The sequence below is a fragment of the Belliella pelovolcani genome, from assembly GCF_900156785.1.
GTDB classification, from domain to species: domain Bacteria; phylum Bacteroidota; class Bacteroidia; order Cytophagales; family Cyclobacteriaceae; genus Belliella; species Belliella pelovolcani.
In genome coordinates this window covers 39,381-65,403 of sequence record NZ_FTOP01000016.1, presented here as the reverse complement: position 1 = coordinate 65,403, position 26,023 = coordinate 39,381, and the positions used below count along the sequence as shown (strand labels likewise).

The window sequence follows — 26,023 nt, the reverse complement described above, 5'->3', positions numbered from 1 at the left end:
ATTCAGAAGCTAAACGGCCGCATTAGAAAAATACTGAGAAATAATTCTTCACCAAATTTTATTTTTCTAATAGATATATCTAAATTTGCGGTCTTGAAATAAGGAGGGCTGGATGAAATTCTTGAAAAATTACAACATAGATGTCATCAAACTCAAAGAAGGTAGGCACGAGTTTACTTTCGCCGTAGACGGAGAGTTTTTCAGTCATTTCGATGTTCAGGATTTCCTAAAAGATGGAAATCTAAGTGCTACAATACATTTGAATAAGCTTACTTCCTTGATGGAAGTTGAATTTCATATCAACGGAACAGTAAGGTTGATTTGTGACAGAAGCCTCGAGGAATTTGATCAAGAATTAATCACAGAAGAAAAAGTGATTTATAAGTACGGGCTTGAAGAAACTGAGATCACGGAAGATGTCTTTATGATTACTAGAGATACTCCTAGTATCAATGTAGCACAATTGATATATGAATTTATCTTACTTGCCATACCCGCAAAAAAAATTCATCCTGATTATTTAGAAGATATGGACGATGAAGATTTCGAGGGTGAGGGGGAGTTAGTATATTTTTCTGAGGAAAATGAAGATGAAGACGACGTTCAGGAAGGTTCGTCTGAAAGCAAATCAGAAAGCAACGATCCTAGATGGGATATATTAAAAAAGTTAAAGAAATAAGATTAATCTAAAATTGTATAGAGATGGCGCATCCTAAACGAAAAATTTCGAAAACCAGAAGAGACAAAAGAAGAACTCACTATAAGTTGACAGCTCCTTCTTTGGCACAGTGCCCTACTACGGGTGAATTTCACATGCCACACAGAGCTTTCTGGCTCGATGGTAAACTGTACTACAAAGGACAGGTGATCATGGAGAAAGAAGTTCTTGCTTAAAAAAAATCAAAAAAAGGCCTTTTAATAAGAATCCATTCTGATATTCAGAATGGATTTTTTTGTTTAATAACTCGATTTGCACCTCTAAAAATCACTTGCAGATTATTATTAAAACACCCCAAAAAAGAAAAAACTTTGGTGGAACAGTACATTTTAAATATTTTTGAAGCCTCAATCAAAAGCAGGAGAATACTTCAATTAACATTTCATGAAGTAAACAACTGTAAGTCAGAGCCTTTAACTTTCATAGTTTGAGCTTCTGCCTAAACAAAAACCATTTGATGAAAAAAACCAGAGCAGTAATTACAGGGGTTCAAGGTTGGGTCCCAGACTATGTATTGACCAACCAAGAACTTGAAACCATGGTGGATACCAACGACGAGTGGATCGTCTCCCGCACAGGTATCAAAGAAAGAAGAATCCTCAAAGGTGACAATCAAGGAACCTCAGTCATCGGAACAGAAGCGGTAAAAGGATTACTTAAAAAAACAAACACCAATCCTGAAGACATTGATTTAATCATATGTGCTACAGTGACCCCAGATATGCCTTTCCCAGCTACGGCTAATATTATAGCCGATAATGTAGGGGCAAAAAACAGTTTTAGTTTTGATATATCAGCAGCCTGTTCTGGCTTTCTATATGCGTTGACCATGGGAAGCCAATTCATTGAAACGGGTATGCACAAGAAAGTAATCATCGTAGGAGCAGACAAGATGTCTTCTATTATTGATTATCAAGATAGGGCTACATGTATCATTTTTGGAGACGGGGGTGGTGCTGTTTTATTAGAACCTACGGAAGAAGAAGTGGGCATTATGGATAGCATCCTACATGCAGACGGCTCAGGTGCACCATACCTACACATGAAAGCTGGGGGAAGTAGAAAACCTGCTTCTATTGAAACTGTACAAGCTAGAGAACATTTTGCATTCCAAGAAGGCTCTACTGTTTTCAAGTTTGCGGTCACCAATATGGCTGATGTAAGTGCTAAAATCATGGAGAAAAATGGACTAACAGCCGAAGATGTAGCATGGTTGGTTCCGCATCAAGCGAATAAAAGAATCATAGATGCTACTGCTAATCGAATGGGCGTAGGACCAGAAAAGGTCATGATGAATATAGAAAAGTATGGCAACACTACAGCTGGTACATTACCACTTTGTCTATGGGATTACGAATCACAATTGAAAAAGGGTGACAATATTATCTTAGCGGCATTCGGTGGAGGATTCACTTGGGGAGCTATTTATCTAAAATGGGGTTATGACCCTAACTAAACCTAAATCTAACTTAAGTAAATAAATAATGGCAAGTACCGCGGACTTTAAAAATGGCTTGTGTCTTGAGTTTAACCATGACATCTATACCATTACAGAATTTCAGCACGTAAAGCCTGGCAAAGGTGCTGCATTTGTAAGGACCAAATTGAAAAGCCTTACCAATGGTAAAGTATTGGACAAGACATTCAATGCAGGAGAAAAAGTAACTACTGCAAGGGTAGAAAAAAGACCACATCAGTATCTTTACTCTGATGAAATGGGCCTACACTTCATGGATACTGATACTTTTGAACAAATAAGAATCGAAGAAAAGTTGATCGAAAGAGCAAACTTGATGAAGGAAGGTCAAATTGTGGATGTTTTGGTTCATGCCGAAACAGAGACTCCTCTTACAGTAGAACTTCCTCCTTTTGTAGAATTGATGATTACTTATACTGAACCAGGTATCAAAGGTGACACAGCCACCAATGCACTCAAGCCTGCGACTGTAGAAACTGGAGCTACTGTGATGGTTCCGCTTTTTGTAGAGCAAGATACAATGATCAAAGTAGATACACGCGATGGTTCTTACTCGGAAAGAGTAAAATAAATTCAAAAAGCTATGTGATTTTATTAAATTACATGGCTTTATTGTTTCAAACCCAAACCAAAACTGAAATCGGTCATCCCGGTTTCCACAAACTAGACTAAATTATGAAAGCAAAAGAAATTCAAGACCTTATAGATTTTATTTCAAACTCTGGATTAGCAGAGGTGAAAATTGAAACAGAAGAATTCAAATTGTCTATCAAAAAGAATTCTGAAATGCAATTCGTGGCCGCTCCTGCTCCTGCCCCTGTGGCACCACAGGCACCAGCTCCTGTAGCTGCACCTGCTGCTGCTCCTGCACCACCTGCCGCTTCTGCCAAAGACGATACTTCAAAATACATTGAGATCAAATCCCCTATGATCGGTACATTTTACAGAACTCCGAATCCAGATGCGGATGCTTTTGTCAATGTTGGTGATTCAATAAAAGCAGGTCAAACAGTTTGTATCATAGAAGCAATGAAACTTTTCAACGAAATTGAATCTGAAGTTTCTGGAAAGATTGTGAAAGTTTTGGTTGACAACGCAACTCCAGTAGAGTATGACCAACCACTATTCTTAGTAGATCCAGCAGGATAATTTCTTTTGTTTCACAAAACTCAATCATTGTGTTTAAAAAAATATTAATAGCAAACAGAGGTGAAATTGCACTCAGAGTAATCCGTACTTGTAAAGAGATGGGAATCAAAACTGTTGCAGTTTATTCCACAGCCGACAAGGACAGTTTGCATGTGCGTTTTGCAGATGAAGCAGTGTGTATAGGCCCAGCTCCAAGCAGAGATTCCTATCTCAATATTCCTAGAATTATAGCTGCTGCTGAGATTACCAATGCAGACGCCATTCATCCTGGATACGGTTTTCTATCTGAAAATGCTGAATTTTCAAGGATATGTGAAGAATATAACATCAAGTTTATCGGTGCTAGCCCTGACATGATCAATAGAATGGGCGACAAGGCTACTGCCAAAGCAACCATGAAAACTGCTGGAGTACCAACAATTCCAGGATCAGAAGGTCTATTAGAATCAATGGAACAGGGTATGCTGATTGCCAAAGAAATGGGTTATCCTGTAATCTTGAAGGCTACAGCAGGTGGTGGTGGTAGAGGTATGCGTATTGTCAAAGAAGAAAGCGAGTTTAAAAAAGCTTGGGATGATGCTAGGCAAGAATCCGGAGCTGCTTTTGGAAATGATGGGCTATACCTAGAGAAGTTTGTAGAAGAACCTAGACACATAGAAATTCAGATTGTTGGTGACAGTAATGGCAAAGCATGTCACTTATCTGAAAGAGACTGTTCGATCCAAAGAAGGCATCAGAAATTGGTAGAAGAGACGCCTTCTCCTTTTATTACTGATGAGCTTCGAGAAGCTATGGGTAAAGCAGCCATCAAGGGTGCAGAAGCCATCGGCTATGAAGGTGCCGGTACTATTGAATTTTTGGTAGATAAGCATCGAAATTTCTACTTCATGGAAATGAATACCAGAATACAAGTAGAGCACCCAATTACAGAAGAAGTGACTGACTTTGACTTGATCAAAGAACAGATCAAAGTAGCAGCAGGTGAGAAAATCTCTGGTAAAAACTACTTCCCGAAATTATATGCAATGGAGTGTAGAATCAATGCGGAAGATCCTGCAAATGGTTTTAGACCAAGTCCAGGGAAAATTGTAAACCTACACCTTCCAGGTGGACGTGGCGTGAGAATAGATAGTCATGTGTACGCAGGCTATGTGATTCCACCAAACTATGACTCCATGATTGCCAAACTCATCGTAAGTGGTCAGTCAAGAGAAGAAGTCATTGTAAGAATGAAGAGAGCCTTGGAAGAGTTTGTAATCGATGGTATCAAAACTACCATTCCTTTCCATATCGCATTACTCGAAAACGAACAATTCAAAAAAGGCGATTTCACAACCAAATTCTTAGAAACTTTCGATTTCTCTGTGATCAAAAAATAAGATCGTTTGATATCTACATAAAAAAGGCTGCTCGTGCAGTCTTTTTTTTGACTTAACCTAAATTATATCCCAGAATTCACCTATGTACGAGTTTCAGACCATCTATGAATCACTCGGAGAAGCTAAAATCAAAGCCCTTGTGCATCACTTCTATCTAAAAGTGGCTAAATCACCTGAACTTTTGGCACTTTATCCAGAAGAACTCGAACCAGCTGAAGAGCGATTATTTTTGTTTCTTCAACAAGTATTTGGAGGGCCTCAGACATACTCAGAACAAAGAGGTCACCCTATGCTAAAAAAGAGGCATTTTCAGTGGAAGATAGATGGAAATTTGAGAAATAGCTGGCTCAATTGTATGTTTGCTGCGATGGATAAGGTCGAAATGGATCAAAATACCAAAGAAGCCATGATGAAGTATTTTGTACAAGTAGCAAACCATATGGTCAATCAATGACATTCCTCAAAGCACTATACACCACTTATGCATTTTTTGCATTTTGCTTAAGTTTTCTATTACTCTTCCCTTTTCTCCTCGTAGCCATCTGGGTTCCGGGATTGAAAAAATACGGAAGAAAGATCAATAGGATATGGGCAAATATTTACTTTTTGATCATCTTCAAACCAATCAAATTTGAAGGAAAGCAAAATATCCAAAAAGGCAAAAGCTATATCTTCATTGCCAATCATTTCTCTTACATAGATATCGCAATGATGGGATTTGTGCCCGGAGATGTAGTCTTTGTAGGTAAAAGTTCATTGGGGAAAATCCCACTTTTTGGCTACTATTTCAAAAAATTACATATCGCAGTGAATCGATCCAGCGCAAGAAGTAGAGCGGAAGTACTGGCAAGATCCAAAAAAGCATTAGATGAAGGAAGTAGCTTGGTCATATTCCCAGAGGGTGGGATTATCACGAATGAACCTCCATTTCTTCAAAGGTTCAAGGATGGAGCTTTTACTTTGGCCATTGAAAAACAAATCCCAATAATTCCTGTCACTTTATCATTTAATCATTTAATTTTACCTGATCAAAAATTCTTGTTATTGAGTTTCAAAACTGCTAAGATGGTATTTCACCCTCCTGTAGACACCACTCAAATGACAAAGGATAATTTAGGAGATCTGAAATCAAATTGCTTCAATACCATACAAAAACAGCTTCTGTTAGATAATACGATTTCAGCTAAATAAAATTAGAATTATGAAAGTAGATACCAATACACTTAAAAAAATTGCGCATTTGGCACGCTTAGAATTTGACGAAACTAGTGCCGAAAAAATGACCCAAGACATGACTCAAATCCTAGATTGGGTAGAGCAACTCAACGAAGTAGATACTGAAGGAGTAGAACCCATCACTACCATGTCATCAGAAGTCAATGTGCTCAGAGAAGACAAGGTTGGAGAGCATTTACCTCATGAAAGTGGTTTGAAAAATGCGCCTCAACGTGATTCGGATTATTTCAGAGTTCCAAAGGTACTTGAATAATGTCTGTCGCGCATAGCCGTAAACTTGAAAATATAATCTTTAAAGGCCTACCTGGAGCAATTGCTGTTCTTGGAGGCCTTTTCCTATTGTTGTATCACTTCGTGCTTGATAGTCCAAGCATGCCCATCCTTGCTGGTTTTTTCACAGAACAAATATCAGTTCCATTAGATTTCTTCAGACTGGGAACAGATATCATTAGCATTGAGGTAGAGAATTTCCTGGTTTTCCAGACGTTTGAATCAATTATACAAGAGCTGAATAGTAGCTACAGTATTTTTCTTGGCTCAGTCTATTTCATACTGATTGCTCTTGGGATAAGCTTAATCAGCAGTTTCAAGAAAATGTACTTTATCGGTGGCGCTGCCTTTGTTATTTTCTTTTTGACTTTCACAGGACTAAATGGATTAAACATAGGAGGTGTATCTACAAATTACCCTCTGATTGGAATGATAGTAGCGCTGTTGATCCCTATGAGTTATATTTCTTTTTTCAAACCAGATTGGGGGCTTGTCACAAGGTTTACCTTGATTTTTATATGTCAAATCATAGGATTTGGAATCCTGATGATGCTCACAAGTGTAGAGGCTCCATTACTCTATATTTCTGAGCAGATCACACTACCAATAGCTGGTGTTTGTAGTTTATTTTTACTTCATATCGGGCATTCGATCGTGTCCGGAAGTAGTATATTTCTACTTAAAATCAATCAGGGGGCAGGCTTAAAAATCAGCTGGCATATTACAGTTATTTCGATCTTATATTTTGCACTAGTACTCTTTACGTTGCTGGACTTGATGGGTGAAGTAAATTTACCCTTCCCTACCCTTCCGCCTTTGATTTTGATGTTCGCAGCAGGTACTGCTGGTTACTTTGTCTTAGCTCATAAAATCAACCAAACAGAACAAGCATTTGACTCCCCTACCGTAGGGAAATCTTTGTACCTAATCGGGTTTGCATTGACAACTTTGACTTGGGGAAAGGCAGTTTATACTTATAATCAACCATTAATCGAATTCTTTAATCATATTTTCTTATATGGGCAAATAGCACTTTCCTTGTTATTTTTCGCTTACCTGATGACAAATTTCTCAAGTATCATCAATAATGGAACAGCTTTAGACCAAGTCATTTTCAAGCCACGTTTTTTTGCTTACTTCCATATGAGGATCGGCGCGATCATGTCATTGGTCATTCTAGTGATTTTTGCAGATGCTATCATAGCTACGCAACTCAATAGTACTTCGCTCAACTTGAGTGCAGACTACTATTTCCAAACAGGAAGACCTCAACACGCCAGGATACTATATGAAAACAGCTGGGCTCAATACCTCAAAAATGATCGGGCAAAAAATACTGCTGCGCACTTGTATTTGCTAGACAAACAACCAAGTGCAGCTATTCGACAACTTGAGGAGAGTTTTGATTATGCACCAAATGTCCCCAACATTCTGCTTTTAAGCTCTAGGCTGCATCAAGCAAATAGGGTTCTGGAAGCTATTTTCTACTTAGAAAAAGGGCTGGAATATTTCCCAAACAATCCATATTTAAAAAACAATCTTGCTCTTCTTTATTCTAAAACTAATAAAGGATCTGATGCCATAAGACTGCTTTATGATTTTGAAAAATCTCAAGAAGTAGCTCTTTCTAATCTAATAGGTCTATCAATCAAACATCAAGTTTCAATCGAAGAAGATGTCAAAAAAACTACTTATCCCATTACGCAGATCAATTTATTGGCATTTGAAAATAAGAATGGGAATCTATCGGAAATCAAACTAGCCTTTGATCAGCTTCCTAAAAGTGATTTTGTGCAATCATCAGCCATCCGAAATCAATGGACAAATCAATCTATTAATCACTATGAAGCAGATCTTCAATTGATTGATAGCTTGATCAATCAAACATCAAGTGTAGGATTAGAGAGAAACTACCGAGATTCTAAAATCATAAGGACGCTTCAAGAAAATCAAATCAATGAAGCTCTAAAGTATCTTTCAGGTGCTGTTTTTAATTTCCCAAATCAATCAGATACTTATCAAATAATTGCAGCAGAGGTTCTCGCGAGCCAATTAGACTTCGAGAAAGCTGCAAAAGAATTAGCTTTGGCTGCTGCTGTCCAAAGTACTCGAATCAAACCAATTCATTTAGCCATTCTTTATTTCGGAGGACGTGCAGATATCGCCTTTGCATATCAAAATAAGTTTGATATTGATTTCCCTTCTTGGATGATTTTCAATGAAGCTGGGAACCTTGCCAAAACTCCCCAAGCTGAGTTTTTTTCAATTTTGACCGATTTTCATGGCAAGACAGCTGATTCCCTTCTTGATCAAATGGCCGCCTTAGAACATCATAATCTTAAGGTTGATTTAGCATATTTCATTTTGATACATAAGGGTCACTGGTTGTCAGATAAACAGCTAGCAATCATCAACGCATACCTAACAGAAGGACAGAATGCCATCTGGACAAAGGAAGACTTTCAGAGTTATGTCGATTTTCTTTTCAACAACAAAAAAACTGAATTTTCTTCTGGATTAACCAATTTAATCAAGCCTGAATTTTCACCTTTTAGGAACGCCTATTTCACACCTCTTTTATGGAAAGGTCTCAGGGAAGAATCTGACCCTATGCTCAAATATGAAATTCTCCAAGAAGCCATACAGTATAACAAGGATCCAAAATTATGGCTTGCTTTTGTGAATCAGAGTCGTGAGATTGGATTGGGTAATTATGGGACTAGAGCATTAGAAGAAATGGAAAAATGGATTACAAAAGAAGATTTAGAAAAACTAATGCTAGAAAACCAAGAATAACTTTAACCGTTTATCAAATCTATTTCCCCTTTCAACTACTTTTAATTAATTTAGAAATCTAACTTGAATTGACATGAAAAAAATAATAGAAACATCAGAAATCAGAAAAGTATATAGAATGGGTGCTGAGGAAGTACAAGCACTAAAGTCAGTTTCTATTACTGTCAATAAGGGGGAATATGTGGCATTTATGGGACCTTCTGGTTCAGGGAAATCCACTTTGATGAATATCATTGGCTGTCTCGATACGCCAACTTCAGGTACATACATCCTCAATGAAAAAGATGTCAGCGACATGTCTGAAAATGAATTGGCAGAAATTAGGAATAAGGAAATTGGCTTTGTATTTCAGACTTTCAATCTTTTACCTAGAGCAAGTTGTCTAGAGAATGTAGCTTTACCGTTGATCTATGCTGGTTTCAACAAGGCTGATAGAGATGACAAAGCTTATCAAGCCTTGAAAAACGTAGGTCTTGCTGACCGAGTTCATCACAAACCAAACGAACTCTCAGGTGGTCAACGTCAGCGTGTCGCCATTGCCAGAGCACTTGTAAATGATCCAAGTATCATCCTAGCAGATGAACCCACGGGTAACTTAGACACAAAGACCTCCTATAGCATCATGGAATTGTTTCATGAATTGCACCAAAAAGGTAATACCATCATCATGGTAACTCACGAAGATGACATAGCACATTATGCGCATCGTGTGATCAGGTTAAGAGATGGACTAGTTGAGTCTGATGAAATTAATGCAAATCCAACCCAATCATTTGCACCACAATTAGCGCAGTAAATTAACCTTTTCTGAAATTAGAATGTTACTTTTGTGCTCAATAGCAGAAACATTTCAAATTGACTATCAGGTTTTTTTATGAAAATATACACCAAGACTGGAGATCAAGGTACTACCTCTTTGCTGGGGGGTAAAAGAGTGCCCAAAGGTCACCTCAAAATAGATGCGTATGGCACTGTCGATGAGCTCAATGCTTTCATAGGTTTGCTTCGTGACCAAGAAGTCAACACACCAAGACAGGTGATTTTGAAGGAAATCCAAGATAGGTTATTTACTATTGGAGCAACACTTGCCACTGAGCATGGGAAGCAAAACATCAAAAGACCTGATCTTCACGATTCTGACTTAGAATTGTTGGAGAAGGAAATTGATCAAATGGACGCAAAGCTTCCTACTTTGAAAAACTTTATCTTACCAGGAGGTCATACTGCTGTTTCATTTTGTCATGTCGCAAGGACTGTCTGCCGAAGAACGGAAAGATGTGTCATTGATCTCATGGAAATAGAGCCAGTTGACGAAATTATTGTAAAATATTTAAATAGACTTTCAGATTACCTCTTTGTGCTAGGGAGATTGATGGCTATCGAGCTCGGAGTGGAAGAGGTAACTTGGAAACCAAGAACCTAAGCTTATGAATACTACATTAACCATAGCAATCAATAAAACAGCTAAGTCAAAACTTCAAGACACCAACTTTGACGATCTGAAGTTTGGCCAAACAATCAGTGACCACATGTTTGTGGCTGATTATGTAAACGGGGCTTGGGGAGATTTCAGAATTGAACCTTATGCGCCATTACAGCTGAATCCTGCCAATGCAACATTGCACTACGGCCAATCGGTCTTTGAAGGAATGAAAGCCTACAAAAATGACGCAGGTGAAACCTTACTCTTCAGAGCGGATGCCAATCAAAAACGCCTGAATGAATCAGCAAAGAGAATGTGTATCCCTGAAGTTCCAGAGGAGATTTTCATGGATGGCCTGATGAAGTTATTGGAGATTGATAGTGCTTGGATTCCGAATAAACCAGGTTGTTCATTATATATTCGTCCATTTGTTTTTGCAACAGATGATTACCTAGGTATTCGTCCATCTGAGAAATATAAATTCATCATTTTCACATGCCCCGTAGGGAACTACTACTCCAAGCCAGTCTCAGTAAAAGTGGAATGCAAATACACAAGAGCTGCTGAAGGAGGGACAGGCTTTGCAAAAGCTGCTGGAAATTATGCAGGCTCCTTGTATCCTGCTTTACTAGCACAAAAAGATGGCTTTGATCAATTGCTTTGGACTGATGGCAAATCTCACCAACATATAGAAGAAAGCGGCACGATGAACGTGATGTTCATGATCAATGATACCTTAATCACCGCTCCTACCACTACTGGTACTATCCTAAAAGGCATCACCAGAGATTCAGTTTTAACTTTAGCCAAAGAAATGGGGATTAAAGTTGAAGAAAGATTCCTCAGGGTTGCTGAATTGGAAGATGCCCTCAGAAACAATACGCTTAAGGAAGCTTTTGGTACGGGTACCGCTGCAACAATAGCACATATTGCCAAAATCCATGTCAATGGCAATGACTATATATTGCCTGAAAAAGACGACACTGCGTTCAGTAATCGGGTTCTGAAAACATTGGATGATATCAAATACGGTAAAATAGCTGATACTCACGGCTGGATCATCAAATTATAAAATTTGTAAATCTGCAATTAGACTATTAACCAATTTAAATGTGGCATTGTATCAACTTGATATTCATTGATAATAGATACGAATTGATATTTTCCCAGATCAACCTCTAAATCCAAAGAATTGGGATTTCTGGTAAAGTAGTGTACAATAAGTGTAAAAAACCGAAGGGTGTCATAGCTAAACTTGACATCCTTACTTTTTAAGTGACTCAATTTTTACTATATTCCTCCATCAAGTAATATGGCTATGAAAAACTCTTTTTATAAAACTTTTATCCTATTTCTAGTAATCCTGCTGAGTAGCAATTTTGACATTCATGCACAAAAATTTATTTTACTTCAAAAAGGTACCAATCAAAAAACTAGAATCAAATACGAAGTTGGCGAAGTATTTACTTATAAAACCAAAAACAATGACTACTATATCTCAGACGTCATTAGAGATATTCAGCCAGAGATCATTGTTTTGTCTGAGAATGTGCTTAGACCTGAAGATATTACTGCTGTCTACATTCAAGACAAGGATCCAAGAAATCAGACATTGAAAAACCTATCATTTTTAAGTTATGGAGCTGGTGCAATTTTTCTTTCCGCTAATGTAATCAATAGTCTTTATCAAGAAGGTAATGTCAGTATATCGGATGGTTCTTTAATTACTTCTGCTGCTTTATTTGGTAGTGGATTTGTATTATCCAAGGTGCGATACAAGCATTTCAAAAAAAAGGGTAGAAATAAAATACAATTGATTATCCTTTATGGAGATTGAAAAGGAATAGGTTTAGAGTGATATTTTTCCGATTTTTGCCCCTCCAAAAACTAAATAAATTATGACATCAGACCAGTTGAAAGACTTGAAAGCCCGCGTTTCGGCTTTGAGGAGGTATCTTTGACTACGATCGTAAGAAAGTAGAAATAGAAGATTTAGAGGCAGTTTCTGCCCAGGCTGACTTTTGGAACGATCCAGAAGAAGCCGAAAAAACAATGAAAGTAATCCAAAGCAAGAAGTCCTGGACCAACTCTTATGAAAAAATAGAAACAGGTATTCAGGATTTGGATGTATTATATGAGTTTTACTCTATGGAAGAAGTATCTGAAGAGGAACTCAAATCTGAATACAGTCGGGTTCTCAAGGAGGTAGAAGATCTCGAGCTGAAGAAAATGCTCAGCAGCGAGGAAGATCAGCTCAGCGCCTTGATGGAAATCAACCCAGGTGCTGGAGGTACCGAGAGTAATGACTGGGCTTCCATCTTGATGAGAATGTACATCATGTGGGGAGAAAAGAATGGCTATAAAGTCAGAGAAGTAGATCTTCAAGAAGGTGAAGTTGCTGGAATCAAGTCTGTGACGCTAGAGTTTGATGGTCCACTGGCCTATGGTTTTCTCAAGTCGGAAATTGGTGTCCACCGTTTGGTGAGGATATCACCGTTTGACAGTAGTGGAAGGCGTCATACTTCTTTTGCTTCAGTATATGTATACCCTGTGATTGATGACACTATTGAGATCGAAATCAATCCTTCTGATGTAGAATTACACACCTCGAGATCTGGTGGTGCGGGTGGCCAAAATGTCAACAAGGTAGAAACCAAGGTACAATTGACACATAAGCCTACCGGAATCGTTGTAGTCTGCCAAATCGAAAGATCTCAACTCGCTAACAGAGAAAAAGCCATGCAGATGTTGAAGTCTAGACTCTACCAATTAGAGATGGAAAAGCGAAATGCAGAAAGAGCTAAGATCGAGTCAGGAAAAATGAAAATCGACTTTGGGTCTCAGATCAGAAACTATGTTCTTCACCCATATAAGCTGGTGAAAGATGCAAGAACTGGTCATGAAACATCTGATGCGCAAGCTGTCTTAGATGGAGGGCTGAATGAATTCATCAAGGCATTTCTACTCGCTCAAAACGAAGAAGAAGCAAATAAAGAATAATATTACCCATTTGTAAACCTCCCGAAAGAAAACCTTTTTCATGTCGGGAGGTTTTTTGATCATAGCCAATAAGGTATGTCTAGAACTTCGGGAAAATTAAATCGCATACTCCCACCCTTTTTTACATTGAATTTTTTCGTTCTCTGCCTGAGTTCTTTTTTGTTTTTTGCTAGCTTCAATATGATCATCCCAGAGCTTCCCTCCTATCTCAGTTCACTAGGTGGAGAAGATTACAAAGGATTGATCATTTCCTTATTCACCCTAACTGCTGGATTATCTAGGCCTTTTAGTGGGAAGTTAGCTGACAAAATTGGTAGAATTCCCGTTATGGTCTTTGGAGCAATTGTATGCTTTGTTATCAGTATGCTTTACCCTGTCATCACATCCGTAGCTGGGTTTTTACTTTTGAGATTTATCCATGGATTTTCAACTGGCTTCACCCCTACTGGTACTTCAGCATTCGTAGCTGACATTGTGCCATTCAATCGACGTGGAGAAGCTATGGGTATTCAGTCTTTATTCGGTTCCCTTGGGATGGCTGCAGGACCAGCAGCTGGTGGATACATTGCTGCTGAATATGGTATCAATCCATTATTTTATGCTTCTGCTGCCACAGCAATATTATCAATACTGATTATTCTAAGATTGAAGGAAACTTTGCAAGAAAAAGAGACGCTAGCTTTGCATCATTTTAAACTACAAAGACATGAAATTATAGAGAATAGGGTGCTGCCTCCCTCGTTGGTTTTATTTCTGACTGTATTTTCATTTGGTGTGGTGCTAACCATCATCCCAGATTATTCGGAATATCTTGGCATCAAAAATAAAGGTCTTTTCTTTGCGGTGTTCACCTTATCATCTTTAGGAATAAGAATCATAGCAGGCAAAGCCTCTGATAAATATGGACGAATTCCAGTTATGAAAGTGGCAACTCTTTCCATGGCACTTGCAATGCTGATTATAGCTTTAGCAGATACTAAGTTGATGCTTTTATTTGGCGGAGTAATCTTTGGAGCTTCTGTAGGTATGAACTCACCTACTATTTCAGCATGGACAATTGACTTGTCACTTGATAAGTTTCGAGGACGTGCTTTAGCAACAATGTATATTGCATTAGAAGCAGGTATAGGAATTGGAGCAATTACCTCTGGTTTTGTTTTTCAAAATAAAGTAGAGAACTTTTTTCTAGTTTTTTCTCTCGGCACTATCACTTCATTATTGGCTTTTATTTATCTGCTTACAATACCAAAAAATCAAAATATTTCTTTATAAAATTAAATAAATAGGTAGGTTTAAATTTTTTGATGAAATAATATAAAAATTCAGATCATAGCCCTGACTTTTAACACTTTAAAACCTTAGAGTTATGAAAGAATTTTTCTAATTTAATTCATTAGTACCTAGTATTTTATTTTGTTTTTTTTCGTCTAAATTGCTTTTGAATCAAGGGGATTTTAGGTCAAAAAATGAAAGGAAATAAGCTTTACAATACAATATTTATAATTGTCTCGGCAGTAAGCATTAGTTTTCTTTTCATGGATCTCAACATAGGATTTTATGTCACCAAACCCTTGATCGTTCCAGTTTTGCTTGTTTTTTTATTTCTGAAATTCAAAGAAATACAGCATCCTTTGATTCCGCTACTCATGGTAGCTACCTTTTTTTCCTTTTTAGGAGATATATTTTTGATGATTACTTTAGAAGAGGCCTTATTCAAACTTCTGGGAATTTGCACTTTCATCATCGCTCAAGCTAGCTACGGAGTTTTGTATGCTATTTCTATCAAGCATAAAAACAAAAAAATCATTTCATGGAAACAAAGATGGCCTGAAGCTTTGGCATTAATCATTACACTTTCGGCTACAGGGTTTGTTTATCCTTCACTTGGAGATTTTGTAGTTCCCGGGGTAATCTATGCCTTGGTAACAGTCTTCACGATCATCTTTGCACTCAATAGAAGGTTTTATGTTTCTAAAAAAAGTTATACTGTGACATTGATGGGAGTTTTTTCATTCTTTATGAGTGATGCATTGATGGGTGACGACTTATTTTTTACTAGGAATTTCACACTTGCTTTGGTAATGATATTCTATGTGATAGGTCATTATTTTGTAATCAATGGCATGATGATGCAGATTGAAAAAGAAGCAAAAAAGGCACCTTTTAAAGATGCCTTTCCTATCAAAAATTAATTAATTCCCAAGATAATTTCGATGCCTAGGTATCGCCATAATTTCTTTTTGGCGTCCATCTAAATAGGTGACTTTTTCTCCATCAAAAAAGGCTCCTTCCTCTAACATAATTCTGACTTCCTTATTCCATTCCTTTACGAATACCACTGCATTAAGCTCAATAGCATAGGCTGTGTTCGGGAATAATGGATAGTCACCGGCCCCTTTGGTATCACCTTGATTATCCCACATTCCAATGCTAGGGCCGGAAGCATGGCCATGATAACCCAAGGGATGTGAATAGATACTTCCCTTAATCCCCTCCTTCTCCATAATGTTTCTGGTGGCCTTCAAAATTTCATTCCCTGTTCTACCTGTGATAAATTGAGAAGTCAGGATATCTTGCAGCCTATTTCCCACTTTAAATGCATCATTGAGGTATTTTGGGACTTCTTTTTCGTCAGGCTTGAGTACATAGGCTAGTTGTTGCGTATCTGTATTGAGCCTAAGGTATGTAATCCCAAAATCAATATGTAGCAGGTCTCCAGGCATAATCACTTGAGATTCTGGCCTAACGGCAAATGACCTTAGATGCTCTTTGGATTCTGGATCAGGACGCTGAATATCCACTGTAGGCTGAAACCAAGTATCAAGCTTCAACTCCTTAATCCTTTCTCTATACCACCATACCACATCATCTGTGGTAGTCACGCCTGGTGTGATTACCTTTTCTGATAATCCATCAGAAATTATACTATTGGCTATGGTTTGCAAATGCTTGTAAGTCGCCATTTCAGATGGAGTTCTGGTCTCTAACCATCCCACAGATAATCTTTCTCCAGACACGACTTTCGACATGGTGGCTTGGCTAAGATATTTCTTGAGTTGCTCGTGATCTGTCACTGTCAATCCATCAGCATGACCATAGTTGTCGGCAATATTGAGCGCAAGCTTTCGGGGGTTTCTCTCCTCAATTAATTGAGCTAAAGCCTTCCACTGATCGGGTTCCGTATCTGGATCCCAAGCCTTTTTGAAGGATTTCCCCACATCATATCTAGCTACTGCTAGCGCTTCTACTTGACTGCTTCCTGGAGCTTTATACATCAATAGCATGGTTCTCCTTCGCGCGGCAAACCAAGTTGCTGGTAAAAATGTCCTGATGACAGGATCTTCATTATACTCCCTAGAGATGATCAGCCACATATCAATTCCCTCACGCTCCATGATTTGAGGCAAAACGGTTTGAATACGCTCTTCAAGCCATTGATCAACAACAGTTGCTTGGGCTCTTTGAGTAAGGATAGCTGGACTTTGAGCAAAGACTAAAGGACTCAAAACCAACAAAATGATAAAATTAAGTAAGAGTTGCTTCATGTTTATTTGGATTGATTGATACATCTTTCAGAAGCCAATAAGGTGGCTATTTCTTGTTTATCCCAAGATTTTTTTATTTGCTTTAAGTTCGATTCATAATCTTTCTTGAATCGTTTTCTGAAAATCGCTTCTACAAACCTGCGAACATCAGTTTTATTTTCTAAAATCAATTTCGGAACCATAGAAGGTCTATCGTCTTCTCCTTTGGCAACCATAGTAAAATAACAGGTATTGGTATGCTTAACTTGGCCGGTTTTTACATTTTCAGAAATCACTTTGATCCCGATGACCATCGAACTGTTTCCAACATAGTTTACAGATGCCATCAAAGAGACCAATTCCCCGACTTCCACAGGTTGTAAAAAATCCACTGTATCCACAGATACAGTCACGCAATAGGCTCCGCTATGCTTGGATGCAGCTGCATAGGCCACCTTATCCATCAAGGATAGTAAAATCCCACCATGAATCTTCCCTCCAAAATTTGCATAAGCGGGAATCATCAATTCTGTCATTGTGACTCTTGAAAAACTTGAGGTTTTTGCTTCCACCATTCTTTTTGATTTGAAAATATAAAGTAATGAAGGAAAATGCTAACCTACCCCGAAAGAAAGTTTATTTGAGATGACTGATAGTATATTGAAAAAGCTAAAAGGCCCGGGCACTATGCTGCTTTTGAAGCAAATTAGCGCTAAGTGCATGGAATCTATATAATAACATTGCGCCAGTTACTGAAAGTCCTATTAATAGGCCATACCAAATTCCTTTTTCTTGAAGACCCAAGTTGAAAGCAAAAAAATAACCTAATGGTAAACCGATTACCCAATAGGCAATCAAAGTCACAATAGTAGGAACTTTGACATCAGCCATCCCTCTCAAAGCACCCAAACCAACTACCTGAATCCCATCTGAAAGCTGAAAAAACCCAGCAATCACAAGCAAACTGGCGCTCATGTGAATAACCACATCATCATCTATGTAAAGGGAAGGCAAGAATTCCCTTAAAACTATAAAAATCACTGCAGATACCAGCATAAATAAAGCTGCCATTGCAAACACTGTGAAACCAGCAGATCTGAGTGTATGAATATCATTTCTACCCAGTTGGTTCCCTACCCTTACCATGGCTGCAGCAGAAAGCCCTGAAGCCATCATATAGCTGATAGATGCTAGGTTGATCGCAATCTGATGTGCTGCTAGAGCGGAAACTCCAATCCAGCCCATCATAATCGCCGCTGTACTGAAAGCCCCCACTTCAAAGATATACTGGAAACCAGTAGGTACACCAATTCGAATCATTTTGGAAACCATCGGAAATGAAAATCTTTTGATCTTGAAACCAAGATCAAACAACTTATATCTCCTAGACTTCAATACATAATAGGCTATGATGCCACCCATTATTACCCTCGAAATTAAAGTCGCCCAACCTGCTCCATTTAAGCCCATAGCTGGAAACCCTAGATTTCCATAAATGAATACCCAGTTTAAAAAAACATTCAACCCATTACAAATCAAAGTGATATACATGGCTTGTTTGGTCTGAGAGAGTCCTTCAGCAAACTGCTTGAAAGTCTGAAAAAACATAAATGGTAAAATAGAAAGTGTAATGATCGCCAAATATGGAATTGCTAAACGAACAACCTCTGAGGGCTGATTCATATAATTCAACATTGGCGAGAAGAGGATAATCAACAAAAACAAGAAGGTCCCAGTAGCCATATTGATCGAGAAGGCATGTCTAAAAAGTCTTCCAATTTTATTGCTTTTATTCTTACCGTCAGCCATTGCTACTAGAGGCGTGATGGCCATAGAAACTCCTATACCAAACATCAGTACTACAAAGAAAATACTGTTCGCCAAGGAAGCTGCAGCAAGCGGTTCAGCACCTAGCCTACCCACCATCATAGAGTCAGCAACACCTACCAACACCTGTCCAAGTTGACTCAACATGACTGGATAGGCCAGTGTAAACGTTTTGGAAAAATGATCTTTGAAATTGAACTGAGACATGATAGCTTAATAAGCGAGATATGAAAGGTCAAATATTCAACAATTTTGCAACTTTAAGAAGCCCAGCTATGGAAATCGCATCAGTTATTTCACCCTGCATCACCATTGCTAAAGCTTCCTTTAAAGGTAATTTTCTGATTTCTAGCTTTTCTGTAGGATCGAAACTCGTCTCTCCTTCTTCAAGCATTTCTGCCAAAAAAACATAGCCCTCTTCGTCTGTAACTGAATTAGAAGTATGGATCCTCAATAATTGCGTCCATTTCATTGCCTTCAAACCAGTCTCTTCTTGAAGCTCTCGCTTGGCTGCTTCCAAAAGGTCATGATCAATCAAACCACCTCCCATTGGAATTTCCCAAGAATACGTATCAATGATATATCTGTATTGACCAACGAGCCAAGTATTCCCATGTTGATCTACAGGAATTATTCCGATCGCTTTGTTTTTAAAGTGAACTTTACCGTAGATTCCTTCCGTCTGATTCGGCGTAATCACTTCTCTATGACTGACACTGATCCACGGGTTGTCATAGACTACTTTGATCGATTTAGTGGTCCAAGGATTTTCCATAATTACAAAAGTAGAAATAAAAAAGGGAGACTATCGCTAGCCTCCCAAATTGAGATAGTAAATCTATAAGATTAGGCTGGAATAGGAAGTACTTTGCTATCCTTGAAAGTAGACAAAATCACCATAGACTGCATCGAATCCACTTCTTTGATTTCACTTACTTTTTCCAACATCAATTTCTGATATGCTGTGATGTCTTTAGCAATAATTTTTAGAATAAAGTCACCTGTACCAGTGATGTGATGACATTCGATCACTTCTTGGATGTCATTGATTTCTTTCATGAAAGCATCGATGTTTCCTTTATTGTGACCTATTAAGCTCACCAAAACAAAAGTGCTCACACCAAGTCCAATTCTTTCTGGATCAAGCTTAGCATGATAACTTTTGATAATACCTGATTGCTCTAATTTTTTTACTCTTTCCAAAGTTGGCGCTGGAGACAATCCTATATCCTTCGAAAGCTGTGCATTGGTGATTTTAGCGTTAGCTTGAAGAATCTCTAAGATCTTTCTGTCTATTTTGTCGAATTTTACTCTTACGCTGTTATCCATATTATAAAGAATTTGCAAAATTTTATGTGGCACAAAGTTAATATAATTTGAATTTATTTTAAACACAAACTCAACAAAAAACGACCGTTAATACAAAATATTGTTATTTCTTAACCTATTTTGATAGAATAAATCGATTGATTTTTATTAAGTAATTGAAAATATTCAAATTATCTCCTGATTCCACCCCTTCTACTACGAGATAATTTGACTAAAGTTTATTCTTTTTGATATAATCTCTAGCTTCTTTATGAGCAGGATGTTTTCGCTTGGCATACTTCTTAACTTTATTGAAATAATCCTTAGCTTTCTTCTTGTCCTTTTCTTCATTAGCCATTTTCCCTAAAGCAATCAAGGAATATAGGTAGTAACCACTTTCTTGACTTTCGGACTCCTCTCCATATGAAAGGGTTTTTAAATAATATTTCTTCGCTTCAGACTTATTCCCAGTTCTTTCGTTGTATTGAGCAATATAAAATGCTGCATATCTACCCGCATTCGATTCATAACCTGTCCAACCAGCCTCTATCCTACGCAGAATTTCAAGAGACATATCTTTTGCTTCCGCTATTCTTCCTACGGCATACAAGTGTCTGGCATGGGATCTATGAAAATAAGGGTTATTGGGAAATTTATTATACAAATAATCAGTAATAGCAAGTGCTTTATAAGGTTGCTTTTCTTCCGAGGCATATAGTCTAAATAGAAAATATTGAGCCTCTACCCTAGCGTAGAATGCATTCTGAGCCACGTCTTCCAATTGTTTGAGTCCAAGGTTCTTATCACCTTTTGGGAAAAATGCCACCACTGGTTTTAATAATGGGTAATTCTCTGGAATCCAGACAGAAAAATAATTAAATAAAGCATCTCCAAGCAATAGCTCAGGGTTCAATTCATCATCTCCTTTGCTAAGATTCAAGTACTTCATGGCATTTTTACCAGCAAATGTTGCTTTGGTCCAACTTCTTCTTTCACTATAAAGTCTTCCCTGAAAACCATATGCTCCAGACAAGAAAAAAGCAGCTTCTTTATTTGTAGGATCCTTTTTGTAAAGCTTTTCTGCTTTCTCTATTGTTCTATCCATTTGTTTGATGAATACATCATCATAGCGCTTATTTTCCAAGTCGACAGCAATCTTCCACCAAGTACTCAACCCCATCAAGAAATAAGGCAAAGGGTGGTCAGGATATTGGTATTCCATCACTCTAAAACCCCTCTCGGCTGTTGCAAAGTCAAAATTATAGAGACTATTGACTGCATCAGTGATTCTAAACTGTAGACCTTTGTCCAGTAATAAATAAGCTGGACCCGTCGGCTCAAAATTATCCATGGTCAATTCTTCTTGTCCAAATGATTGGTGCATTGAAGTCAAAATCATGAATATTGTTATGAATAATTTTAATTTCATTCTTTGCTATTTTCTTGATGCAAAACTATCAGGTATTCAAAACAAAAAATTACTTTTAACCAAAATTAATTTTTGTTTAATGAGCAAACCTGACACTCAAATTTCACAACGAATTATCTCTGCGATTAATTTCGACAAAAGAATATTTTTTATCCTTCTGTCCTTGTTATTTATTCTTGTCAGGTTTGTTATCAATGACATTATTCTCGAAACCATCCCGGGACACGAAGAACTCAGCAAAGATGGTTCTCTTACCTTTTTTCATATCTTCAATGGCTTGAATTACATTTGGACACCTTTCTCAATTCTCTGGAAAGTAACTGTTATCTGTTTTTTTATTTGGACTGGATCCTTTGGTTTGGGCTTCAAGATCAGCTACTTAGATTTATGGAAGTTTGTGCTAGTTGCAGAGGCGATTTTCTTGCTTCCTGAGCTTATTACCATGCTAGTATTTCTAAACGCAGGCCAAGGCATTCAGTTTGAGCAAATCAAACAATATTTCCCACTTTCTTTAGCTGCATTGGTCGATCTTTCAATTATTTCGAGCAAGTATCATTATCCACTCAAAAGTCTCAACCTGTTCGAAGTTTTCTATGCGCTCTTTTTGGTATTGGGTGTACACACGTACAGTAAAAGAAATCTTAAAGAATCAGCTTTGATTGTAATTGTTGGTTATTTGCTCCCATTTTTGAGCTGGTTAACATTTTATGTATTAGCATACAGGTAAGTAGCTGCCTCAAAGGAAAGTCTTAGAAGATATTTTTAACTTTGCTGCCCTAGAAGCGTTTTTAAAATAACATCACCAAAACCAATTATTATATGAATCCATTATTGGAAAATTTCAACACCCCTTTTGAAACACCTCCTTTTGATAAGATTAAAACTGAAGATTTTCTACCAGCAATCAAAGCAGCAATTACTTTAGCTAAAACAGATATTCAGAAGATCAAATCAGAGCCGATTCCAGACTTTGAAAACACCATTGTTGCCCTAGATAATGCGGGCGATAGATTGAGTTTGATCTCCTCTATTTTTTTTAATCTCAATTCTGCTGAAACGAATGATGAAATTCAAGCACTAGCTAGGGAAATTTCTCCATTACTTACAGCTCACAGTAATGATATTTTGTTAGATGCTGATCTATTTGAGCAAATCAAGCAAGTCTATGCGCAAAAAGATCAGCTCAACCTTTCTGAAGAACAAAGTACACTCTTAGAAAAAACTTACAAAGGTTTTGTACGTAACGGTGCAAATCTCAATGAACACCAAAAAGAAAATCTCAGAAAAATAGATCAAGAATTATCCCAACTAGGTTTAAAATTCGGAGAAAATGTACTTGCAGAGACTAATAAATACAGCTTGGTAGTTGATGATGAATCTCAGCTATCGGGCCTTCCCGACGCCATTAAAGAAGCCGCTTCACAACTAGCAGATGAAAAAGAACTAAAAGGGAAATGGGTATTTACATTGGCTTTCCCTAGCTATATTCCTTTCATGACTTATGCCGATAATCGAGCATTGAGAAAAGAACTATTTCTCGCATACAATACCAAAGCTTGCAAAGGCGATGAATTGGACAATAAACAATCCATCAAAGATATGCTAAAGCTTAAAAATCAAAGAGCTCAACTCCTAGGTTATGAGTCTTATGCTGACTTTGTGCTAGAAGAAAGAATGGCAAAAAGCGGTACCGCTGTTTTGGATTTCCTCAATAACCTATTGGAGAAAGCGAAACCAAAAGCGATAGAAGAAGTAAAGGAGTTAGAAGCTTATGCCAAATCTTTGGATGGAATAGATAGACTTGAAAAGTGGGATTTCGCCTATTACTCAGAAAAATTAAAAAAAGAAAAATACGAGGTCGATGATGAATTACTAAGACCCTATTTCAAACTTGAGCATGTAATTAAGGGTGTTTTTACCACTGCCAATAAACTATTCGGATTGACTTTCATAGAGAATAAAAATATTCCTGTATACCATCAAGATGTCACTGCCTATGAAGTCAAAGACGAAAATGGAAATCATATAGCCGTTTTTTATGCTGACTATTTCCCTAGAGCAGGAAAAAGAAATGGCGCATGGATGACAAGTTATAGAGGGCAAAAAATCATTGACGGCAAAGATCAAAGACCACATGTATCCATCGTATGTAATTTCACCAAACCAACAAAAACCAAACCTTCATTACTTACCTTCAAGGAGGTAACTACGCTTTTTCATGAATTTGGGCATGCACTGCATGGCATGTTGGCAAAGGGTACTTACGAGTCACTATCGGGCACAAGTGTTTATTGGGATTTCGTCGAGCTTCCTTCCCAAATTTTTGAGAATTGGTGTTACGAAAAAGCTTGTTTAGATTTATTCGCTAGTCACTACGAAACAGGGGAGACGATTCCTAGCTCCTTAATTGAAAAAATTAAAAATGCCTCCAATTTCCAACAAGGATATCAGACAGTTAGGCAGATTTCTTTTGGCTTATTGGACATGGCTTACCATAGTACTGATCCTTCGCTGATCAGTGACATTCCCACTTTCGAAAAAGAGCAAATGAAAAAAACTGCCCTCCTACCTGATACAGAAGGTACGATGATGAGCACTTCATTTTCTCATATTTTTCAAGGTGGATATGCTGCGGGATACTATAGTTACAAGTGGGCAGAAATTTTGGATGCAGATGCTTTTGAACTATTCTTAGAAAAAGGAATTTTTGACTCAAATACAGCTAAATCATTCCAAAAGCATATCCTATCAGCAGGAGGTAGCGTGCACCCAAGTATACTTTATAAGCGATTTAGAGGGAGAGATCCTAAACCTGACGCTTTACTAAAAAGAGCTGGACTAATCTAAAAAAGGATGTGGATATACGGACTTTTGCCAGTAAATCTTTGATAAACAATTTAGCTTAATATTGATATTTAGAGCTATTGGATACTTGGATATTGGTTAATGACAACAGATAAGTCAGACGAATTGATAATACTGGCAAGTAAACCTTTAATCAGAAAAAGGAAAAAAGGATGCACTAAAGGTGCATCCTTTTAAAACTTATTAATCCATTTGAAAAGCAATACTGTTTTTAGCAGACCTGCTAGCTATTAGTCTTTATCTTACATCACCATAATGAACCCTATCAAGACTAACCATACTACTGACGAAATTGCTAGTAGTAGCCTGAATTGTTTATCCTCGTTCATAGCTGTTTTTTTGTTGAATATACAATAGAATCTGTTGAATTTCAACAAAAGTGATCAATTTTTAATTAATATTCTAATTGACATACAATAAATTTTGTCATTTGACGTAAAAATCATTCCTACAACTGATTATAATCATAACTGACTAGATATCAAAAAATTACAATTAGCACTTAACTCTAAGATTAGAGATATTTTTTACAAATAACTCTTGGAATTTTACAGTTTAAAGTGTTTTTCATCATCTGTGATGTCATGATAATGTTTTTGATTTTTTGACATATTATTTGCTGTCCAAACTATTCTTGTATTCATTTCAAACTTCCTGACTGGACACGCTGTCATCTGACAGTAGTGGCAGCATTTCTCTGGTATACATGGGTCTGAATGAATAAAAACCTCCATATCTCCTTCAAAAGATTTCTCCAAAGACTCCTCTACTTCTTCCACTTCTTCATGTACTTGTCTGAGCTCAAAATAATAAGGTAAAGTCAAATGAAGATCTACGTGCCGATCTCCTCCATATTGCTGTACCCGCATATTGTGTATATCAATCCACTCAGCTTTTCTTTCCTTATTCAAAACCTCTACGACCTGTTTGACAGCCTGAGGATCAGCTTCATCCATCAGGCCAGCTACTGATTTTCTAACCAGAAAATATCCAGAATATAAGATGTACAAGGAAAATAGTATCGATAATATAGAATCAAGTATATAAATTCCTGTAAAATAAATGACACCTACTCCTATTATCAATACAAAGCTTGTAAAAGTATCTGTCAATAAATGTTTACCACTAGCTTCAAGGGTTAAGCTATTCAATTTCCTTCCCTCATTTTTGAGCTTCAATCCAAGTATACCATTGACCAAGCCAGAAAATCCAACTAAAGCCATCCCTTCCAAAAGCATCTCTAATTCATTTGGAATGAAAAAATTATAAATCGCTTGATAGATAATGAATATACCAGCTAGCATGATCAAAACTCCCTCGATACCTGCACTAAAAAATTCTATTTTACCATGACCATAAGGATGATTGGCATCCTTTGGTTGAGAACTCAGGTAAATACTATAAGAGGCGAAACTGGCAGCGACCACATTGACTATACTTTCCAGGGCATCGGTAAGTATGGCGGTGGAATTAGTGATGTAAAATGAATAAAACTTCACCATCAGTAAGATGATGCTTATTACAAAAGAAAATTTAATCCACTTGGCTTTTTGGTTTTCCACTTTATCAGTCTCTTTCTTTGGGCTTCAAAAATAGAACTTATTTTATTGAAAACTCCCGAA

General features: G+C 37.4%; 26 protein-coding genes. 19 read left to right on the top strand and 7 right to left on the bottom strand.

All coding sequences use genetic code 11. The features are described from left to right. Positions 1-112: 112 nt before the first annotated feature. From BW935_RS15275 to BW935_RS15195, 17 genes are all read left to right on the top strand, one after another. A complete protein-coding gene (locus tag BW935_RS15275) occupies positions 113-679 on the top strand; it encodes a YceD family protein (RefSeq protein ID WP_076502658.1) in 567 nt (188 codons plus the stop codon). Positions 680-702: 23 nt separating this feature from the next. After that, positions 703-894 carry a 50S ribosomal protein L32 gene (gene rpmF, locus BW935_RS15270; RefSeq protein WP_076502657.1) on the top strand — a complete coding sequence of 64 codons (192 nt, stop codon included), beginning with the start codon at positions 703-705 and terminating at the stop codon, positions 892-894. A gap of 281 nt (positions 895-1,175) precedes the next feature. Further along, the gene (locus BW935_RS15265) at positions 1,176-2,174 is read left to right on the top strand and encodes a beta-ketoacyl-ACP synthase III (RefSeq protein WP_076502656.1); all 999 of its coding nucleotides are present in this window, start codon (positions 1,176-1,178) and stop codon (positions 2,172-2,174) included. A gap of 28 nt (positions 2,175-2,202) precedes the next feature. Beyond that, the gene (gene efp, locus BW935_RS15260; RefSeq protein ID WP_076502655.1) at positions 2,203-2,766 is read left to right on the top strand and encodes an elongation factor P; all 564 of its coding nucleotides are present in this window, start codon (positions 2,203-2,205) and stop codon (positions 2,764-2,766) included. A 104-nt stretch (positions 2,767-2,870) separates the two neighbouring features. Further along, positions 2,871-3,344 (top strand): acetyl-CoA carboxylase biotin carboxyl carrier protein, encoded by a 474-nt coding sequence (gene accB / locus BW935_RS15255; RefSeq protein ID WP_076502654.1) that lies wholly within the window; start codon positions 2,871-2,873, stop codon positions 3,342-3,344. A gap of 29 nt (positions 3,345-3,373) precedes the next feature. Beyond that, complete coding sequence (accC, locus tag BW935_RS15250; protein WP_076502653.1) at positions 3,374-4,723, top strand: acetyl-CoA carboxylase biotin carboxylase subunit; 1,350 nt, start codon at positions 3,374-3,376, stop codon at positions 4,721-4,723. An 82-nt stretch (positions 4,724-4,805) separates the two neighbouring features. After that, positions 4,806-5,177: a globin domain-containing protein gene (locus BW935_RS15245; protein ID WP_076502652.1), complete on the top strand. Its 372-nt coding sequence runs from the start codon at positions 4,806-4,808 to the stop codon at positions 5,175-5,177. After that, positions 5,174-5,914 (top strand): lysophospholipid acyltransferase family protein, encoded by a 741-nt coding sequence (locus BW935_RS15240; protein WP_076502651.1) that lies wholly within the window; start codon positions 5,174-5,176, stop codon positions 5,912-5,914. Before BW935_RS15245 ends, BW935_RS15240 begins: the two co-directional genes overlap by 4 nt. A gap of 10 nt (positions 5,915-5,924) precedes the next feature. Then, entirely contained in the window at positions 5,925-6,212 is a 288-nt protein-coding gene (gatC, locus tag BW935_RS15235) for an Asp-tRNA(Asn)/Glu-tRNA(Gln) amidotransferase subunit GatC (RefSeq protein ID WP_076502650.1), read from the top strand. Continuing rightward, the gene (locus BW935_RS15230; protein ID WP_076502649.1) at positions 6,212-9,025 is read left to right on the top strand and encodes a tetratricopeptide repeat protein; all 2,814 of its coding nucleotides are present in this window, start codon (positions 6,212-6,214) and stop codon (positions 9,023-9,025) included. Before gatC ends, BW935_RS15230 begins: the two co-directional genes overlap by 1 nt. A gap of 73 nt (positions 9,026-9,098) precedes the next feature. After that, positions 9,099-9,821: an ABC transporter ATP-binding protein gene (locus BW935_RS15225; protein WP_076502648.1), complete on the top strand. Its 723-nt coding sequence runs from the start codon at positions 9,099-9,101 to the stop codon at positions 9,819-9,821. A gap of 78 nt (positions 9,822-9,899) precedes the next feature. Further along, complete coding sequence (locus tag BW935_RS15220; protein WP_076502647.1) at positions 9,900-10,448, top strand: cob(I)yrinic acid a,c-diamide adenosyltransferase; 549 nt, start codon at positions 9,900-9,902, stop codon at positions 10,446-10,448. A 4-nt stretch (positions 10,449-10,452) separates the two neighbouring features. Beyond that, the gene (locus tag BW935_RS15215; RefSeq protein ID WP_076502646.1) at positions 10,453-11,520 is read left to right on the top strand and encodes a branched-chain amino acid aminotransferase; all 1,068 of its coding nucleotides are present in this window, start codon (positions 10,453-10,455) and stop codon (positions 11,518-11,520) included. A gap of 246 nt (positions 11,521-11,766) precedes the next feature. Further along, entirely contained in the window at positions 11,767-12,285 is a 519-nt protein-coding gene (locus BW935_RS15210; protein WP_076502690.1) for a hypothetical protein, read from the top strand. A gap of 61 nt (positions 12,286-12,346) precedes the next feature. Then, a protein-coding gene (prfB, locus tag BW935_RS15205) for a peptide chain release factor 2 (protein WP_139325562.1) occupies positions 12,347-13,448 on the top strand; the annotation gives its coding sequence in 2 pieces (ribosomal slippage) (positions 12,347-12,406 and positions 12,408-13,448; 1,101 coding nt in all). A gap of 75 nt (positions 13,449-13,523) precedes the next feature. Beyond that, positions 13,524-14,720 (top strand): MFS transporter, encoded by a 1,197-nt coding sequence (locus BW935_RS15200; RefSeq protein WP_076502644.1) that lies wholly within the window; start codon positions 13,524-13,526, stop codon positions 14,718-14,720. Positions 14,721-14,914: 194 nt separating this feature from the next. Continuing rightward, positions 14,915-15,640 (top strand): lysoplasmalogenase, encoded by a 726-nt coding sequence (locus BW935_RS15195; protein ID WP_076502643.1) that lies wholly within the window; start codon positions 14,915-14,917, stop codon positions 15,638-15,640. On the opposite strand, the gene BW935_RS15190 is transcribed toward BW935_RS15195, so the two are convergent. From BW935_RS15190 to BW935_RS15165, 6 genes are all read right to left on the bottom strand, one after another. Beyond that, positions 15,641-16,993, bottom strand: coding sequence for a M24 family metallopeptidase (locus BW935_RS15190; protein WP_076502642.1), 1,353 nt, complete (start codon positions 16,991-16,993; stop codon positions 15,641-15,643). It abuts the gene before it with no gap. 2 nt (positions 16,994-16,995) lie between these two features. Then, positions 16,996-17,547, bottom strand: coding sequence for an acyl-CoA thioesterase (locus tag BW935_RS15185; RefSeq protein WP_076502641.1), 552 nt, complete (start codon positions 17,545-17,547; stop codon positions 16,996-16,998). A gap of 94 nt (positions 17,548-17,641) precedes the next feature. Beyond that, positions 17,642-19,006, bottom strand: a complete 1,365-nt coding sequence (locus BW935_RS15180) for an MATE family efflux transporter (protein WP_076502640.1) — start codon at positions 19,004-19,006, stop codon at positions 17,642-17,644. Between the two features lie 28 nt (positions 19,007-19,034). Beyond that, on the bottom strand, positions 19,035-19,574 hold the full coding sequence (locus BW935_RS15175) for an NUDIX domain-containing protein (protein ID WP_076502639.1): 540 nt from the start codon (positions 19,572-19,574) through the stop codon (positions 19,035-19,037). 71 nt (positions 19,575-19,645) lie between these two features. Then, positions 19,646-20,128 carry an Lrp/AsnC family transcriptional regulator gene (locus tag BW935_RS15170; RefSeq protein ID WP_076502638.1) on the bottom strand — a complete coding sequence of 161 codons (483 nt, stop codon included), beginning with the start codon at positions 20,126-20,128 and terminating at the stop codon, positions 19,646-19,648. A gap of 211 nt (positions 20,129-20,339) precedes the next feature. Continuing rightward, a complete protein-coding gene (locus tag BW935_RS15165) occupies positions 20,340-21,491 on the bottom strand; it encodes a tol-pal system protein YbgF (protein ID WP_394333612.1) in 1,152 nt (383 codons plus the stop codon). Positions 21,492-21,615: 124 nt separating this feature from the next. Between BW935_RS15165 and BW935_RS15160 the strand changes: the two genes are divergently transcribed. Further along, the gene (locus BW935_RS15160) at positions 21,616-22,263 is read left to right on the top strand and encodes a sulfate ABC transporter permease (RefSeq protein WP_076502689.1); all 648 of its coding nucleotides are present in this window, start codon (positions 21,616-21,618) and stop codon (positions 22,261-22,263) included. A gap of 92 nt (positions 22,264-22,355) precedes the next feature. After that, positions 22,356-24,383, top strand: coding sequence for a M3 family metallopeptidase (locus tag BW935_RS15155; protein ID WP_076502636.1), 2,028 nt, complete (start codon positions 22,356-22,358; stop codon positions 24,381-24,383). A 566-nt stretch (positions 24,384-24,949) separates the two neighbouring features. On the opposite strand, the gene BW935_RS15150 is transcribed toward BW935_RS15155, so the two are convergent. Further along, positions 24,950-25,963 (bottom strand): cation diffusion facilitator family transporter, encoded by a 1,014-nt coding sequence (locus BW935_RS15150; RefSeq protein ID WP_076502635.1) that lies wholly within the window; start codon positions 25,961-25,963, stop codon positions 24,950-24,952. Positions 25,964-26,023 lie beyond the last annotated feature (60 nt).

Excerpts from the sequence above, each read along its gene's own strand:
- accB (WP_076502654.1), top strand. The coding sequence starts at position 2,871 with ATGAAAGCAAAAGAAATTCAAGACCTTATAGATTTTATTTCAAACTCT.
- BW935_RS15160 (WP_076502689.1), top strand. The coding sequence starts at position 21,616 with ATGAGCAAACCTGACACTCAAATTTCACAACGAATTATCTCTGCGATT.
- BW935_RS15275 (WP_076502658.1), top strand. The coding sequence starts at position 113 with ATGAAATTCTTGAAAAATTACAACATAGATGTCATCAAACTCAAAGAA.
- BW935_RS15170 (WP_076502638.1), bottom strand. The coding sequence starts at position 20,128 with ATGGATAACAGCGTAAGAGTAAAATTCGACAAAATAGACAGAAAGATC.
- BW935_RS15245 (WP_076502652.1), top strand. The coding sequence starts at position 4,806 with ATGTACGAGTTTCAGACCATCTATGAATCACTCGGAGAAGCTAAAATC.
- BW935_RS15200 (WP_076502644.1), top strand. The coding sequence starts at position 13,524 with ATGTCTAGAACTTCGGGAAAATTAAATCGCATACTCCCACCCTTTTTT.
- BW935_RS15225 (WP_076502648.1), top strand. The coding sequence starts at position 9,099 with ATGAAAAAAATAATAGAAACATCAGAAATCAGAAAAGTATATAGAATG.
- BW935_RS15220 (WP_076502647.1), top strand. The coding sequence starts at position 9,900 with ATGAAAATATACACCAAGACTGGAGATCAAGGTACTACCTCTTTGCTG.
- BW935_RS15190 (WP_076502642.1), bottom strand. The coding sequence starts at position 16,993 with ATGAAGCAACTCTTACTTAATTTTATCATTTTGTTGGTTTTGAGTCCT.
- BW935_RS15180 (WP_076502640.1), bottom strand. The coding sequence starts at position 19,006 with ATGTCTCAGTTCAATTTCAAAGATCATTTTTCCAAAACGTTTACACTG.
- BW935_RS15240 (WP_076502651.1), top strand. The coding sequence starts at position 5,174 with ATGACATTCCTCAAAGCACTATACACCACTTATGCATTTTTTGCATTT.
- BW935_RS15215 (WP_076502646.1), top strand. The coding sequence starts at position 10,453 with ATGAATACTACATTAACCATAGCAATCAATAAAACAGCTAAGTCAAAA.
- BW935_RS15265 (WP_076502656.1), top strand. The coding sequence starts at position 1,176 with ATGAAAAAAACCAGAGCAGTAATTACAGGGGTTCAAGGTTGGGTCCCA.
- BW935_RS15155 (WP_076502636.1), top strand. The coding sequence starts at position 22,356 with ATGAATCCATTATTGGAAAATTTCAACACCCCTTTTGAAACACCTCCT.
- efp (WP_076502655.1), top strand. The coding sequence starts at position 2,203 with ATGGCAAGTACCGCGGACTTTAAAAATGGCTTGTGTCTTGAGTTTAAC.
- gatC (WP_076502650.1), top strand. The coding sequence starts at position 5,925 with ATGAAAGTAGATACCAATACACTTAAAAAAATTGCGCATTTGGCACGC.
- BW935_RS15210 (WP_076502690.1), top strand. The coding sequence starts at position 11,767 with ATGAAAAACTCTTTTTATAAAACTTTTATCCTATTTCTAGTAATCCTG.
- BW935_RS15175 (WP_076502639.1), bottom strand. The coding sequence starts at position 19,574 with ATGGAAAATCCTTGGACCACTAAATCGATCAAAGTAGTCTATGACAAC.
- BW935_RS15230 (WP_076502649.1), top strand. The coding sequence starts at position 6,212 with ATGTCTGTCGCGCATAGCCGTAAACTTGAAAATATAATCTTTAAAGGC.
- BW935_RS15165 (WP_394333612.1), bottom strand. The coding sequence starts at position 21,491 with ATGCACCAATCATTTGGACAAGAAGAATTGACCATGGATAATTTTGAG.
- BW935_RS15195 (WP_076502643.1), top strand. The coding sequence starts at position 14,915 with ATGAAAGGAAATAAGCTTTACAATACAATATTTATAATTGTCTCGGCA.
- rpmF (WP_076502657.1), top strand. The coding sequence starts at position 703 with ATGGCGCATCCTAAACGAAAAATTTCGAAAACCAGAAGAGACAAAAGA.
- BW935_RS15185 (WP_076502641.1), bottom strand. The coding sequence starts at position 17,547 with ATGGTGGAAGCAAAAACCTCAAGTTTTTCAAGAGTCACAATGACAGAA.